This is a genomic window from Leifsonia araucanica (assembly GCF_051161895.1).
GTDB lineage: Bacteria > Actinomycetota > Actinomycetes > Actinomycetales > Microbacteriaceae > Leifsonia.
The window spans coordinates 3,156,135-3,171,216 of the sequence record NZ_JBMBTW010000002.1 but is presented as its reverse complement, the minus strand read 5'-3'; the positions used below and the strand labels follow the sequence as shown (position 1 = coordinate 3,171,216).

Below are 15,082 nucleotides of genomic sequence, written 5' to 3'. Positions count from 1 at the left end.
ATCGGCGAAACGGCTACTGACGATGGGCGCCGCGGCGACGGGACAGGACGAGCGTGAGGAGGGTGCCGAACACGACCAGGGCCGCACCGCCGATCCACCAGACACCGTCCGCGTTGGAGCCGGTGTTCGCGAGTTCGCCCGCGCCGGTCGTCGGAGCCGCAACATCCTGCGGGGTCACTGGCGTTGACGGCGTTCCCGGCGTTCCTGGCGTTCCTGGCGTTCCCACGACGGCCGCAGGGGTGATCGTCGTCGTGTAGATGGCCGACACATCGGGCGCGACCCCGTTCGTCGCCGTGATCGTGTACGTGCTGCTGCCCGCGCCTGTCGGGGTGCCGGAGATCTCACCGGTCGCCGTGTTCAGCTGAAGCCCGGCCGGAAGGGTGCCTGCGGTCGCGGCGAAGGTGGCTGCCGGCGTTCCGGATGCGGTCACGTCGAACGAGTACGGCGTTCCCACGACCCCGTCCGTCGGTGTGCCCGAGGTGATCGCCGGGCTGCCGGTGACGACGGGTGCGGCGGGAGCCGCGCATCCACTGGGCAGCGTGACCGTGTTGTCGTCGAGGGTGACGGCCGCGGTCCGAGCGAGCAGGCGTCCGCTGACGGCGGCGCCGGTGGTCGCTGTGATCGACTGGTCGGCCATGATCGTTCCGACGAAGAGAGACGAGCTGCCGAGCGTTGCGGAGCTTCCCACCTGCCAGAACACGTTGCACGACGAGGCTCCGCCGGTGAGCGTGATCGTGCTCGCGGACCCGGTGATCAGGGTGCTTGCCGCCTGGAACACCCAGACCGAGTTCGCGCTCCCAGCAAGGGTGAGGTTGCCGGTGAGTGACAGCGCACCGCCCGAGTAGACGCCCGGTGTGAGCGACTTGCCCGTCAGATCGCCGAGCCCCGACGTGGTCGGCGTCAGACCGGCCGCCGAATTGAATGCTGTCGTCAGGTCTGCCTGCGCCTGACCCGCGAACGCGTCCGTCTGGTGCAGGGTGCCCGTGAAGCTGCCCGCGGGAGGCCCGGTGAAACCGGTGACCGACGTGCCGGGGCTGACGCCGACATCCGCGTTGATCACGGAGGGGCCGGTGTTGGTCACCGCGCTCCCGCCGAGAACGCCGAACGACGTGGCGTTCCCCAGATCGATGGGGCCGTTGATGGTGGTCGCGGCCTGGGCCGCGCCTCCGGCGACGAGAGCCAGACAGCCGCCGGCCGCGATCGAGAGCACGATCAAACCGGAACGAATACGACGAGAACGATGCATAGTCACACGCAATCCCTCAGTTGGGAAAGGGTTATGAACAGAATGCGATACCGCCCGGTCTGCCTCTACTGACTGATGTCTATCATGTAACGCTCTGGTCGCCTAGCAAAGGAGAGCAACTCCCAGGAACGGTCAGACGACCGCCCGCACGGATCAGAAGTCGAAGAGGCCGCCGAACGGCTCTTCGTCGTCTCCCGTGTCCCGCGGGTCGAACTGGACCGTCTCGACGGAGATCACCACCTGGCTCCGCGGGGTGATGAGCACACTCACCGCTCGATTGCCGACCACGGTGAAGCTCACAAACCGTCCCGACGAGGCACTGGCCGCCTCTATCCGGTTCTGCAGACCCTCAATATCCTGGCCCTGCGCCAGGAAGTAGCCGGTTCCATTGATCGCTACGGTCGTCCGGACCATCGTCTGCATATCCATCATCACCTGCACCGTACTCCTGCAGCGTGCAGTGATGAACCCACGGGCTGCATCTTCGCCACGTCGGTGTCCCGGGCGGCGAACACGGCGGTCACTCGTCATCGGCGGGCTTGGATGCGGACTGACCGCTCGAGCAGGGTATCGAGGGCATGGGCGACCATCGCCGGTTCGACGGCGAGTGAGATGTAGCGGTGGCTGCCGCCAGTGCGCGCGACGAAGCGGGTCGTCCCGTCCTCCGCCACGACGACCGTCCCGTGCGGCGACGGCGTATACAAGCTCGGGTCGGCGACGATGCCGTAGTGCATCGCGATGAGATCCCAGCTTTCGCGGCCGGCGCCCTCACCGGAGTATCTCCGGTAGGCGGCGCCGACGAGGTTGCGCTCGCTGCTCCGAGACAGGTCCGCGCCGGTGACGACCTCGAAGCCCGTCTCCCAGCCGACGAAATCCATCGGCGTCGGCCACAGCGAGAGCACGGACGCCGCTGCGACCGGATCGCGCGCCATGTTGAACTCGTGGCCCTCGGGGTAGCGGCCGCCCATGACGATCAGGCGGGAGACCGCCCGGGCGATCAGCGCTCTGCCGCCCAGCTCGGAGACCTCATCAGCCGGGGACTCGATGAGATCGCGGAGGTTGCCGAAGAAGCCGAGCGATATGACGGTGACAGATCCCGGAGCAGCCTCGGCGAGGGCGCGGCGGTGGAGCGTCACGGCGAGCTCGTCGCGCTCGGCCGCGGGAACCGCGTAGTGTTCGGCGATGAACTTGGCATAGTCGGGCTCGGAGACGGACTCGTCCTGAGTCGCGAAGCGGCCGACCGGGATGCGGGGTCGTCCGAAGAATCCGTTGACGGCGCGCACGGCCGGCACGCCGTAGATACTGGGCGTGTTGACGCCGATCGCGAGGATCTCGCACCGGCCCTCGTCTGCGAGGGCATGCGCGATGGCGAGGGCGCCGATGTCGTCGACGTCGCTGAACACGTCGGTCTCGACGATGAGATGCTTCATGCCGTGCTCCGGTTCCTTCCGGGCGGATGCCGTCGTGGCGAGGGGCCGCCGCCCGATCCGGACGACGGCCCCCCTGTCATATTGCTCAGCCCTGCTGCAGGGAGAGGTAGAACACGTCCTCGTTCTCGGTCTGGTTGAGATCGTGCACCGTGGGGTCGGCGTCGATGATCGGGACCTGCACCTGGATGGTGTTCCTGCCGGTGCTCTTCCAGGTCAGCGGCGTGGTGTTGCCGAACAGGTCGACGCGGTTGAGGGACTTCACGTCGTGCACGTTCCGCAGCGTCACCGTCATCGTCGGGTTCCCGAAGTTCAGGTGGATGGTGTCCCCCGTCGCCTGGTCCTCGAAGATGTCGGCCTGGTTCTGACGCTTGAGATCGATCGCCAGGACCACCCGGTCGCCGTCGAGCCGGAACCCGTTGGCCGTCGAGAGCGCCTCGTTCAGCTCGGGCTTGAGCCCGGGCGACGTGGTGAAGTCGTCGTAAACCTCGGCCTTCGTGCCGCGGAGCAGGTTCGCCAACGTGACCAGCGTCTTGCCCTTGGTGCTCAGGCCGGACCCGCTGCGGATGGTGCGGTTGTACCCGAAGGCGGCCGGGTCGTTCGGCGACCAGTCGGCGAAGTAGATCAGCTTGGTCTGATCGATGTTCTTCGTCCCCTTCGATAGCGCCCACTGGAACACGCGCGGGTAGATGTCGGCGATGAACTTGTCCTCGGTCGTGAAACCGATCTCGGTCTGCCACACCGACGGGTTCTTGATGCCGCGCTTCTGGGCCGCCGCGTAGATCGTCTGCATGGTGCCGATCGGCATGTAGTGCATGTCGTAGACGTCGACCGTCTTCCACGCGTTCCACTTGTCGAGAAGGGCGATGTACTCGCTGAGCGGAGCCCCGCAGATCCAGCCGCCGTAGACGAGCTTGGCGCCGGCCGCGTGGATGACCTTGGCCGCCGGGAGCTGGATGTCCTGCATGTACTGGTCCATGCCGCCCTCCCAGAAGCCGGAGCCCGGGTACGCCTCGTTCCACACCTGGAAGTAGGTGATCCCGAGCGGCTTCAGCGTGTCGACCGCGAGCTTCACGAAGTGCGCGAAGTCGGCCGGGTCCTGCGGCGGTGTGCGCCCGATGTTCGTCTGCACATTCTTTGTCTCGAGGACCGTGCCCGAGGCGTCCTTGGTGGTGAGCTGGCGGGTGAAGTTGCCGTTCTGCTCCGAGAGCACGGGGCCGTAGACGTAGGTGGTCCCGTGGAAGTCGTACGTATAGCCCGTGCGGTTGGCCGCCCAGCCCGCCGTGTAGGCGAGCACGGGGAGGATCGTCTCACCGTGCGCCTTCGCCTCGCGGAACTGGCGCACGTACTCGGCGAGGGCCGCCTGGTCGATCTGCCCCTTCGCCGGCTCGACCGTTCCCCAGTCGAAGTCCTGCCGCGACCACTGCACACCGGCGGTGAGGCCCGTGGTGCCGGCCTGGTTGATGCCGGCGAAGGCGCGGAACGGCTCATTCAGCACGAACGGCAGGTCGGAGACCGCGCTCGGTGCGCCCGTCTTCGAGATCGCCACCGCCTTGATGTCGGTGTCGGCCGCGATCACGACCGGCTTCGTATACGTCTTGGCAGTGGTCGAGGTGGTCGGGTCGGAGCCGTCGGTCGTGTACGCGATGCATGCGCCGTCGGTCGCGCTGGACAGTCTGACAGCGTCGCCGGCGTCGATGGCGCCGGGCCCTGGCTTCGCGGTGACCACGGCCGGCGGGGTCGACAGCTGCGGGGTGACCGTGGCCTTCAGCTGGCCGGCCACCCACCAGGTCGCTACACCGTCGTCGACGAACAGGATGTCGTCGCCTGTGGCCGCCGTGACGTTCAGGTCGAACGTGGTCGACGTCCCGGTGTATGTGTAGAGCTCCGTGAAGGCGCTCGGGCTGCCGATCGTGTCGCTCTGACCGTCGTGCGAGAGCAGCACGCGGAAACGCCCGCCGGGCGACGTGAAGCTCCCGGAGATGTGGACGTTCTTGCCGTCTGCGACCTCCGGAACCGTGTAGGTCTCGGCGATCGGACGCCAGTCGGTGCCGATCGAGCCGTCGGCCTTGACGAACCAGGCGTGCTCGGGCTTGCTGGTGTCCGCCGCCCATTCGTCGGCGGCGAACGCACCGCTTCCGCCCTTGCTCAGGAGGCTGACAGCGTCACCGTCGATCGACTCGTACGACCAGCGTCCCGCCCCGACGACGTTGGAATCGAGCTGGTAGTCGGTCACGTTGTCGGACGTGGGGTTGGGGGTCGCGGCCGGGCAGCCGGCCGGCACGGAGCCGGCGGAGCTGCTTCCTCCGCGACTCGTGGAATGCGCAATTGCTTGCGCTGATGTCGGGATCGCGACGACGCCAAGCATGACCAGCGCGGTCGCGACGGATAACGATCGAATCTTCACCTGTGAACTCCGTCGTTCGAAATGGGATCGGTTTCGCGCGGAATCGCGCGGCTCGGTCAGATTAGGCCCGGGGAGCGCGGGTGTCAATCGCCGAATCTGCCGCCGGCGTCCGTTGCGGAGCAGGCCTTGCGCTGAGAGCGGTCGTGTCCCATCATGGGCTGTGCAAACGATTGCGCGTTTGCAACCAGCCTCACGACGACGTGTGTGCGCCGTGACGAACTCGGGAGTCACGAACATGAACGAGCCCGCGCCCATCCCGCGACGGATCTTCCTTGGCACGGTGGCCGCTGCGGCGGCCACCGCCTCGCTCGCCCTCGCGGCCGGAGGACCGCCGGTCCGCGCCTCGGCCTCTCCGCTCGGTATCCGCCCGATGGGCGACTCGCCCAATGCGTCGCCGGATGGCACCACCATCCCGTCCGCCACGTCGATCACCGACAACGGAGGCGCCGTCTGGACGGTCTCCGGCGGAGTGATCTACCGCAACGGCGCGACCGTCGGCAACACATACAACGTGGCTGTGCTGCTCTGGTACGGCGGGATGGTCTACTGCACCAACACGTCCGGGCAGTGGTACGTCTGCCTGAACGACGTGTGGCTGAAGGTCACCGATCCGCGCATCCCTCTGGTGGCTCCCGCCGGCATGATGTACGGCGTCAACACCCACTACGACACGGCGCTGTCCCCCACCGCGGTCGTCGCCGCCATGGGTGCCGTCGGCGCCACGGTGCTGCGCATCAACACCGGGGGCGGCGACGACACCATCGCCCGCGCCAGGACCATCGCGCAAGCGGTCACCGGGGCGGGCAAGACGGTGTTCCCGGTGATCGACGCCGGGTTGCAGGACGGAAACCACAACCTGCTGTACAGCTCGGAGGCGCAAGCCAGGGCCGCCGCCAAGGACATCGCGGTGCGGGTGGCCACGGCCCTCGCGCCGCTCGGCATCACCATGTACGAATGCGGCAACGAGCTCACCCGCGACCCGAACCTCGTCGCCGCCGACCACATCAACGACGCGGGCACGAAGGCGATCGACTGGAACAACGCCACCTGGCCGGTCATGCGCGGCTTCATGCTCGGCCTGATCGACGGGATCAAGCAGGTGCAGCCGTCTGCACAGTGCGGCATCAACTTCTGCCGGTCTGACATCGCAGCGGCCGACGCCCTCTGGGACGGCATGCAGCCGGACGGGTCGGGTGGCCATCCGCAGGTGCGCTGGGACATCACGACCTGGCACAACTACCAGGTCGACGGCGATCTCTTCCGGATCGGGACGGACGGGGCCGGCCCATCGTTCAATCTCCCGATTTACGCCAAGGCACGCTACGGCCGGCCCTTCATGGTGACCGAGTGGAACTCGAACGAGAACGACGACCTGACGCACCGCGGGTCATACATCCCGGCGCAGCTCGCGGAGTTCCGCGCCGCCCGCACCACGGTCGGGCTCCAGTCGGCGATGTACTTCAGCCTCGACCAGGGTGCGGCGTGGGGACTGACCGAGGGCGACGGCACCCCGCTCGACCCGCCGTACAGCGCGTACCAGGACGACGTGTTCGCCCATCCGGACGCCGTCGCGAACCCCGCGCCGGTCGGCGCCACGATCTCGCTGAAATCGTCGAACGGACTGTTCGTCAGCGCCAGGAAGCAGGATGACGGCACCGCCCCGCTGCAAGCCGTGGCCCCGGCCGTCGACACCTGGGAGCGGTTCACCGTCGTGGATGCGGGCAACGGCCTCGTCGCGCTGCAGGCGCAGGCGAACGGCAAGTACGTCAGCGCGTGGCAGGCGACGGCGGGCTCGCCGCTCACCGCGGCGGTCACCGCTGTCGCCGACTGGGAGTCGTTCCGCTGGGTGCCGCTCGGCGGGGGCGGGGTCGGCCTGGTGTCGTATGCCGACGGCCAGTTCGCGAGCGCCCGCCAGGACACGACGGACACGCCTGTCCTGGCGAACGCGCCTCGCCTTCAGGGCTGGGAGACCTTCACGTGGGCGGCGGCCTGAGCCCGGGATCGCGCCTCAGAGCAGGTCGCGTCAGAGCAGGTCGCGTCAGAGCAGGTCGTATGGCTCGAGCGTCGGACCGACCGTCGAACGTCCGACGATGAACCTCGGCTCGACGTACTCGATCCCCGGCTCACTCTCGCCGGCGATCGCCGCGAGCAAGCGCTTCGCGGCGCGCTCGCCGACGGTGAGCAGCTGCGGGTCGAAGCTGGTCAACGGGTCGTCTGGCCGGCGGACGCCGGCGAGGCGGTTGTCGTAGCCGACGATCGCGATGTCGTCAGGAACCCGGATGCCGTGCTTGTGGAACTCGGCGAAGAGCCCGATGGCGATCTCGTCGTTGGCCGCGAAGATGGCGTCGACGGGTTCGCCGCCGGCCAGGATGCGCTCGGCCGCGTCGGTACCCCAGCGCTGGAGGTAGCTGCCGTACAGGGGACCGCCGAGGGCGGTCTTCATGCCGGCCGCCTCCATCGCGTCGGCGAATCCGGAGGCGCGCGCGTCGACCGCCGGCTCGTGGACGGCGGCGGTCACGTGGGCGATGTTCCGGCGGCCGAGGCCGATCAGGTGCTCGGCGGCGATGCGGCCGGCGGCGCGGTTGTCGGGTGCCACGACGTAGTCGGTCTCCGGGGTGGCCGACGACGAGGCGAAGACGACCGGTACCGCGAAGTCCTCCGAGAGCACCAGGCTCGCACGGTTGGGGTCGTCGCCGACCACGAGGATGCCGTCGATGCGGCGCGAGCGCAGCCGCTTGAGGTAGTCGTTCAGCCGCCGCGGAGTGCCCCGCGCGTCGAGGGTGACGGCTGCGATGTTCTCGCGTCCGAGCAGGTCGGTTGCGCCGACGATGAGCGGCATGCTGAAGCGCCCCTGGGCCGCCTCTGCCAGCACGCCGACGATGAAGCTGCGGCCGGTGACGAAGGAGCGGGCGATCATGTCCGGCTGGAACTGCAGTCGCTCCGCCGTCTCGATGACCTTCGCGCGGGTCTCGGCCGAGACCCGGCCGACCCCGCCGAGCGCCCGCGACGCAGTGGTGAGCGAGACGCCCGCCGCGCGCGCGACGTCGCTCATGCTGGCCCGCTTCGTCATCCGTCCTCCTCGGGAATGGCGCTCACCTTACGTTAGTGGGGAGACGCCCCGGCGTCCTCCGAGTGTAAGCGATTTCGCTCGACCGCCGATTCGCGCCCGCCAGCCGTGACGGAAGCCCGCGCCCGTCGATCGCAGAATGAAAACCCTTGCGCGCGCCACTCACCCGCGGATGAACGTTTCGATCCAGATTTCGCGCAATCGATTGCGCAGATTCCGGAATCGCTTGCTTCTGGCGGGTCGGTGAGGCAGACTGCGTGTGCGAAAGCATTTGCGCTATCCATTCCAACCCGGAGAACCGCGGCCCTCCGCGCCGCAGCAACCAAGGAGTTTCAAAGATGAAACCATCGCGTAAGGCCGTCGTCGCTGCTGCGACCGGCATCGCTGTGCTCGCCGCACTGGTCGGATGCTCGAGCTCGCCCTCATCCGACGGCGGCGACGGCAAGGTGACCATCAGGATCGGCGACCGCCCGGCCGCGTCGGACAAGGACAATCGCGCCTTCTACGACAGCCAGGTCACGGCCTTCGAGAAGGCCAACCCGACGATCACGCTCAAACCGATGGAGACCGCCTGGGACGCCACCACGTTCCAGGCGCTCGTCGCCGGCGGCAACATGCCAGACGTCCTCAGCGTCCCGTTCACCGAGCCCCAGGGGCTCGTCGCTCGCAAACAGGTCGCCGACCTGACCGACGTGTTGAAGAGCAGCAAGCTGATCGACCAGCTCAACCCGACCGTGCTCAAGGTGGCACAGGACAGCAGCGGGCACACCTACGGCGTCCCGACCTCCGCATACTCCGTCGGCCTCGTCTACAACCGCGACCTGTTCACCAAGGCCGGGCTCGACCCGGACAGCCCTCCGACGACCTGGGACGAGGTCCGGGCCGACGCCAAGCAGATCACCGAGAAGACCGGCGCCGCCGGATACGCCCAGCTGACCACCAAGGGTCAGGGCGGCTGGATGTTCACCACCCAGACCTACGCGTTCGGCGGCAGTGTCGAGAACGCCGACGGCACCAAGGTCACCTTCGACGGCACGCCATCGAAGGATGCGCTGAAGGCCCTGCAGCAGATGCGCTGGACCGACGGCTCGATGCCCAGCACGACGCTCATCGACCTCGACGCGATGGCGCAGCAGTTCGCCGCGGGCAAGATCGGCATGTTCATGTCGGCGCCCGACCAGTACTCCGCGTCCGTGGTCACCAACGGCATGGACCCGAAGAACTTCGCCGTCGGCGGCCTGCCCCAGAACGGCGGCGAGCACGGCACGCTCTCCGGCGGATCGGTCCAAGTCGTCAGCCCGAAGGCGACCGACGAGCAGAAGCAAGCGGCGATCAAGTGGATCGAGTTCTACTACCTGGCCAAGTACCAGGACAAGGACAAGGCCACGGCCACGGCGAAAGCCAGCGCAGCCGACAACCAGCCGGTCGGCGTGCCGGGGCTGCCCGTCCTGAGCGCCGACCAGCAGGCCAAATACAACGACTGGATCAAGCCGTACGTCAACGTGCAGGTGGACAACTTCGCGCCGTACGTGAAGGTCGCGGCCGATCAGAAGATCATCCCCGAGCCCGCGTCACACGCTCAGGAGGTGTACGCCGCCCTCGACCCGGTGGTCCAGGCCGTGCTGACCGACCAGAATGCCGACATCGACGGACTGCTCTCCAAAGCGGCCGGCGCCGTCCAGGCGAAGCTCGGACGCTGACGCCCACGGCCCGGCGCGCACCAGGCGGTGCGCGCCGGGCCGCACATCCCGAAGGAGTCACCATGGTCATCCGGGAGCAAGCCCCGACCATCCCGAAAGCCGCGCCCCGCGCGACGGAGCGCTCTGGACCGCGCCGGCGGAACCGGTTCGTCACGTGGTACCGCCAGGGCGGCCTGGTCGTCGTGCTGTTCGCCGTGCCGATCGTCGTCATCTTCCTCTACTTCTCGTGGGGGCCGATCCTCAGCGGACTGCTGATGAGCCTCCAGAAGACGAACCTCGTCGACCCGGCCCAGTGGGTCGGGATCAGCAACTTCACCTACGTGCTCGCGGACCCGCAGCTCGGGCAGGCGACGCTGAACACCCTCTACTTCACGGTGCTGGCGATCGTCTTCGGTTTCCCGCTGCCGATCTTCCTCGCCATCTTCATGGCGGAGCTCAAGGGCCGGTCGTGGATCTACACCACGCTCGCGTACCTTCCGGTCATCGTGCCGCCGGTCGTCTCCATCCTGCTGTGGAAGGTGTTCTACGACTCGTCGCCCGACGGTCTGTTCAACGAGATCCTCGGCGCGGTCGGCATCCCGCCCCAGCCCTGGCTCGACTCGACGGCCACCGCCATGCCCTCGATCGTGCTCGAGGCGACCTGGGCAGCGTCCGGCACAGCGGTCATCATCTACCTCGCCGCGCTCACCTCGGTGCGCGCCGAGCTCTACGAGGCCGCCGAGCTGGACGGCGCGAGCATCTGGTCGCGCGTCTGGCACATCACCCTGCCGCAGATCCGGGGGATCATCCTCGTCATGCTGCTGCTACAGATCATCGGCACCATGCAGCTCTTCACCGAGCCGTACCTCTTCACGGGCGGCGGCCCGCAGGGCGCCACCACGACGATCCTCCTCCTCATCTACAACTACGCGTTCGTCAACGGCGACTACGGCGCGGCGACGGCGTTGAGCGTGCTGCTGGCCGCGGGGCTCTGCGTCCTGTCGGCCGTCTACCAGCTGGCGACGCGGAAATGGAGCACCGACTGATGAGCAGTTCACTCCTCGAGAGCGACGAGCAGGCGCGGCTCGACGCCCCGCTCGCCCGGCGGCGGCGTGCGCGCCGCCGCAGCGCGGACGGCGACGAACGGAGCGTCATCTCGTTCAGCGACCGCAAGCGTCTGCGGGTGCGGGTGCCGCTGACGATCGTGCAGGTCCTCATCCTGATCGGACTGGTCATCGCTGGTCTCGGCCCACTGCTGTGGCTGCTGAAGGCGGCGATCTCGCCCACCCAGGACACGCTGCGCGAACCGCTCGCGCTGTTCCCCTCCGGCGTGGTGCAGTGGCAGAACCTCGCGACCGCCTGGGATCAGGGCCACATCGGCTACTACCTCGGCAACACCGCGATCCTCGCCCTCGGCGCGATGATCGCCAACCTCTTCGTCTGCACGACCGGCGCGTACGTGCTCAGCGTGCTCCGGCCGAAGTGGGGGCCGATCCTGTCCGGCGCGATCCTCGCGACGCTCTTCATCCCGAGCATCGTCTCGCTCGTCCCGCTCTACCTGACCGTTCTCAAGCTGCCGGTCATCGGCGCGAACCTCACCAACACATACTGGGCGGTCTGGCTGCCTGCCGCCGCGAGCGCCTTCAACGTGCTGGTCATCAAACGCTTCTTCGACTCGATTCCGCGCGAATATTTCGAGGCGGCACGGATCGACGGGGCCGGCCACGTGCGCGTGTTCACGACCGTGGTGCTTCCGCTCTCGCGGCCGATCCTCGGCGTGGTCGCGCTCCTCGCCGTCATCGCCTCCTGGAAGGACTACCTGTGGCCGCTGCTCGTGCTCCCCGACCCCGCCCTGCAGCCGGTCTCGGTCGCGCTGCCGAAGCTGGCGGCGCGCAGCGAGCTGAACATCCAGATGGCGGGGCTGTTCCTGGCGCTGCTGATCCCGGTGGTGCTGTTCATCGTCTTCCAGCGCTCGTTCCTGCGCGGCGTCGGCATGTCGGGCGGGGTGAAGGGATGAGCGGCGCGAACGGCGGGCTGCCCCGGCGCGTCCTCGTCACCGGAGCGGACGGGTCGATCGGACGCGCGACCACCGAACGCCTCCTCGGGCTCGGGATCGCGGTGACGGCGCTCTCGCTCGACTTCGCCGCCGAGAGCCCCGCGGACCGCGTGATCGTCGGCGATGCGCGCGACGACCGCGTGGTCGCGCGTGCACTGGAGGGCGCAGACGCGGTGGTCCACCTGGCCGCCATCCCGCATCCATCGCTCGGCACTCCGGCCGTGGTGTTCGGGACCAACGTGGTCGCGACCTTCACCGTGCTTGCACAGGCCGGAGAGGCCGGCGTGCGGCGGGCCGTGATCGCCAGCAGCATCAACGCGTTCGGCGTGCCGATGAACCCGAACGACACCATGCCCGCGTACTACCCGCTCGACGAGGACATCCCCGCCGACATCGCGGACGGCTACTCGCTGTCCAAGCAGGCCGACGAGGCGAGTGCCCGGATGGCGTGGCGGCGCTGGGGGATCAGCACGGTCGCCCTGCGCTTCCCGCTCGTGAAGGACAGGGACACCCTTCTGCGCAGCGCCGAGGATGCGGAGAAGGATCCGTCGGCGATGGCGCGTGAGGGCTGGGCGTACCTGGACATCCGGGACGGTGTGCGCGCCGTCGAGCTGGCCCTGACGGCGCCTCTGACCGGAGCGCACGTCGTGGGCCTGAGCGCCGGCGATCTGCTGATCGACCGCCCGGCCGCAGAACTGCTGGGCACATACGCGCCGGCCGTCCCCGTCCGCGGCCCGCTCGGCGAGCGCGGACCGCTGGTCGATCTGACCGCAGCCCGGGATCTGCTCGGGTTCGAACCGCAGCACTCCATCCACCGGCCCGACCTGGCCGACGACGAACTCGAGTTGGGAGCCCTCCGTGCTTGACACCGCCCCGTTCCGCACCTTCGACCAGCCGTGGCCGGCCCGCGAGGGAGTGCGGATCACCGGCATCCGCGCGATCGTGACTGCCCCCGAAGGCACTCCGCTGGTCGTCGTGCGGGTCGACACCGACATCGACGGGCTCTACGGCCTGGGCTGCGCCACCTTCACCCAACGCTGGCACGCGGTGGTCGCCTTCGTCGAGCGGCACCTCGCGCCGCTCGTCGTCGGCCGGTACCCCGGCGACCTCGGCGACCTGACCCGGCTGGCCAGGTACTCCGGGTACTGGCGCGAGGGGCCGGTCGAGAACAACGCGCTCTCCGGCCTGGACATGGCGCTCTGGGACATCGCCGGAAAGCGGGCAGGGCTCCCGGTGCACGAGCTGCTCGGCGGCAAGGTGCGCGCGGCGGCTGACACGTACATCCATGCGGGCGGCCGCGACATCCGGAGCACGCTGGACCAGGCGGAGGAGTTCGTCGCGCAGGGCTGGCGCCATGTGCGGCTGCAGTCCGGGCAGACCGGCATCGGCACATACGGCGCGCCTGTGGTCGACGGTGTGCCGCGCGCCGGCGCCCCGTACCCGCGCGGCTGGAACGTCGGCGAGTACCTGGCCGGCCTGCCGCGGCTGTTCGAGCAGGCCAGGGAGCGGCTGGGCGACGGCGTGGAGCTGCTGCACGATGTGCACTCGCGCCTCGCGCCCAAGCAGGCGGTCGCCCTCGCCCGCTCTCTCGAGCCGTACCGGCTGTTCTTCCTGGAGGACGTGATCGCCCCCGAACACTGGGACCGCCTCCCCGAGGTGCGCTCACAGTCGCCGGTGCCGATCGCGGTCGGCGAGCTCGCCACGTCGCTGACCGACGCGGCGAGACTGATCAGCGGAGGCGGCGTCGACTTCATCCGCGCCCACATCTCCGCGATCGGCGGCCTCACCCCGGCGAAGAAACTGGCCACACTCGCCGAGTTCTTCGGGGTGCGGACCGCCTGGCACGCTCCGGGCGACACCTCCCCTGTGGGAGCGGCGGCCAACGTGGCCGTCGACGTGACCACCAGCGCCTTCGGCATCCAGGAGGGCCACGTCTACAACGACGCCACCCACGCGGTCTTCCCCGGCACGCTGCGCATCGTCGACGGCTGGCTCACACCGAACGAGGCGCCCGGCTGGGGCATCGACCTGGACGAGCGGGAGGCGGCGCGCTACCCCGCCGGGCTGTCCGGCCACGACGAGTGGGCCGCGGGGGTGCGCGGACTCGACGGCGGCCTGTACGCGCCGTGAACGTCCAGCGCTCGACGGTCGCGTGGCGGGGTGTCAACCTCATCGAGCTGTTCTCGACCAGCGTGCGCTGGGCCGAGCAGTTCCCGCTCCGTCTCGGTCAGGGCATCCAGGAAGCGGATGTCGCGGCGCTCGCGGACCTCGGGCTGACGTACGCCCGCATCCCGCTGTCGTACCTGTGGTTCGGCGTGGGGCCGTACGCGCGCACTCTCGACCAGAGTCGGCTCGTGCTGATCGACCGGGCGATCGAGCTCGGCCGCGCCTCCGGCATCCACATCAGCCTGAATCTGCATCGCGCGCCCGGCTACTGCATCAACTCGCGCTCGCATTTCGATACGCCCGAGCCGGGCGACCTGTTCACCGACCCGGACTGCCAGGAGCTGTTCCGCGGCTTCTGGGTCGAGCTATCCCGGCGCTACGCGCACATCCCAGCGGAGGAACTGAGTTTCGACCTGCTCAACGAGCCGCCAGAGACCGACGATGCCGTGTTCGGCACGGTGTTCGGGCGCACAGCAGAGGCGATCTGGCGGGTGAGCCCGGAGCGGACCGTCGTGCTCGAAGGCTGGGATGCCGGCCTCCGCCCGCCGCCATCCGAATGGGCGTTGCACCCCCGCGTCATCTCGTCGGTGCACCTCTACAAGCCGTTCGAACTGACGCACCACCGGGCACCCTGGGTCGCGCCGACCACGGCGGAGCCGGCCTGGCCGCTGCAGACGGGCCTCGCGGGCGCGCTGCGCGACGGCTACATTCCGCTGCCGGGCGAGACGGTGGCGACCTGGGACGAGGCGGCCCTGGAGCGCATCCTGCAGCCCTGGTTCGACCTCGTGGAGGCGGGAGGGGCGGTGCACGTGGGCGAGATGGGTGCATACGCGACCGCCCCCGCGGCAGTGCGGGCGGCCTGGCTCGGATCGGCGTTCCGGGTGCTCGAACGGCACGGGATCGGGTGGGCCCTCTGGAATCTGCGCGGACCCTTCGGCCTCGCCGACACGGAACCGGGGGCCCCTGCGAGCGACACACTCCGGTTCGACCGCGCGCTACTCGGGGTGGTGGCGCCCACCGTCAACGTATCGTGA

Annotated in this window: 12 protein-coding genes; 7 read left to right on the top strand and 5 right to left on the bottom strand. The window is 68.9% G+C overall.

Annotation, left to right across the window (positions count from 1 at the left end; all coding sequences use genetic code 11):
• Positions 1-13: 13 nt before the first annotated feature.
• The 4 genes from ACN6M5_RS15325 to ACN6M5_RS15310 all read right to left on the bottom strand — a co-directional run bounded on the left by ACN6M5_RS15325 (position 14) and on the right by ACN6M5_RS15310 (position 4,957).
• Positions 14-1,210 (bottom strand): ice-binding family protein, encoded by a 1,197-nt coding sequence (locus ACN6M5_RS15325; RefSeq protein ID WP_434951112.1) that lies wholly within the window; start codon positions 1,208-1,210, stop codon positions 14-16.
• A gap of 189 nt (positions 1,211-1,399) precedes the next feature.
• Positions 1,400-1,678, bottom strand: a complete 279-nt coding sequence (locus tag ACN6M5_RS15320) for a hypothetical protein (protein ID WP_434951110.1) — start codon at positions 1,676-1,678, stop codon at positions 1,400-1,402.
• A 95-nt stretch (positions 1,679-1,773) separates the two neighbouring features.
• Positions 1,774-2,676: a nucleoside hydrolase gene (locus ACN6M5_RS15315; RefSeq protein ID WP_434951108.1), complete on the bottom strand. Its 903-nt coding sequence runs from the start codon at positions 2,674-2,676 to the stop codon at positions 1,774-1,776.
• 85 nt (positions 2,677-2,761) lie between these two features.
• A complete protein-coding gene (locus tag ACN6M5_RS15310; protein WP_434951106.1) occupies positions 2,762-4,957 on the bottom strand; it encodes an FN3 associated domain-containing protein in 2,196 nt (731 codons plus the stop codon).
• A 334-nt stretch (positions 4,958-5,291) separates the two neighbouring features.
• On the opposite strand from ACN6M5_RS15310, the gene ACN6M5_RS15305 reads away from it, so the two are divergent.
• On the top strand, positions 5,292-7,073 hold the full coding sequence (locus ACN6M5_RS15305) for a hypothetical protein (protein ID WP_434951104.1): 1,782 nt from the start codon (positions 5,292-5,294) through the stop codon (positions 7,071-7,073).
• 45 nt (positions 7,074-7,118) lie between these two features.
• Here the strand turns inward: ACN6M5_RS15305 and ACN6M5_RS15300 are convergent, their stop codons facing one another.
• Positions 7,119-8,150 (bottom strand): LacI family DNA-binding transcriptional regulator, encoded by a 1,032-nt coding sequence (locus ACN6M5_RS15300; RefSeq protein WP_434951102.1) that lies wholly within the window; start codon positions 8,148-8,150, stop codon positions 7,119-7,121.
• Between the two features lie 335 nt (positions 8,151-8,485).
• On the opposite strand from ACN6M5_RS15300, the gene ACN6M5_RS15295 reads away from it, so the two are divergent.
• From ACN6M5_RS15295 to ACN6M5_RS15270, 6 genes are all read left to right on the top strand, one after another.
• Positions 8,486-9,847 carry an extracellular solute-binding protein gene (locus tag ACN6M5_RS15295; protein WP_434951100.1) on the top strand — a complete coding sequence of 454 codons (1,362 nt, stop codon included), beginning with the start codon at positions 8,486-8,488 and terminating at the stop codon, positions 9,845-9,847.
• Positions 9,848-9,909: 62 nt separating this feature from the next.
• Positions 9,910-10,872, top strand: a complete 963-nt coding sequence (locus ACN6M5_RS15290; RefSeq protein ID WP_434951098.1) for a carbohydrate ABC transporter permease — start codon at positions 9,910-9,912, stop codon at positions 10,870-10,872.
• Positions 10,872-11,843, top strand: coding sequence for a carbohydrate ABC transporter permease (locus ACN6M5_RS15285; RefSeq protein WP_434951096.1), 972 nt, complete (start codon positions 10,872-10,874; stop codon positions 11,841-11,843). Before ACN6M5_RS15290 ends, ACN6M5_RS15285 begins: the two co-directional genes overlap by 1 nt.
• Positions 11,840-12,748 carry an NAD-dependent epimerase/dehydratase family protein gene (locus ACN6M5_RS15280; protein ID WP_434951094.1) on the top strand — a complete coding sequence of 303 codons (909 nt, stop codon included), beginning with the start codon at positions 11,840-11,842 and terminating at the stop codon, positions 12,746-12,748. Before ACN6M5_RS15285 ends, ACN6M5_RS15280 begins: the two co-directional genes overlap by 4 nt.
• Positions 12,741-14,012 carry an enolase C-terminal domain-like protein gene (locus ACN6M5_RS15275; protein ID WP_434951092.1) on the top strand — a complete coding sequence of 424 codons (1,272 nt, stop codon included), beginning with the start codon at positions 12,741-12,743 and terminating at the stop codon, positions 14,010-14,012. The genes ACN6M5_RS15280 and ACN6M5_RS15275 overlap by 8 nt, the downstream gene beginning before the upstream one ends.
• Complete coding sequence (locus ACN6M5_RS15270) at positions 14,009-15,082, top strand: glycoside hydrolase family 5 protein (protein WP_434951090.1); 1,074 nt, start codon at positions 14,009-14,011, stop codon at positions 15,080-15,082. Before ACN6M5_RS15275 ends, ACN6M5_RS15270 begins: the two co-directional genes overlap by 4 nt.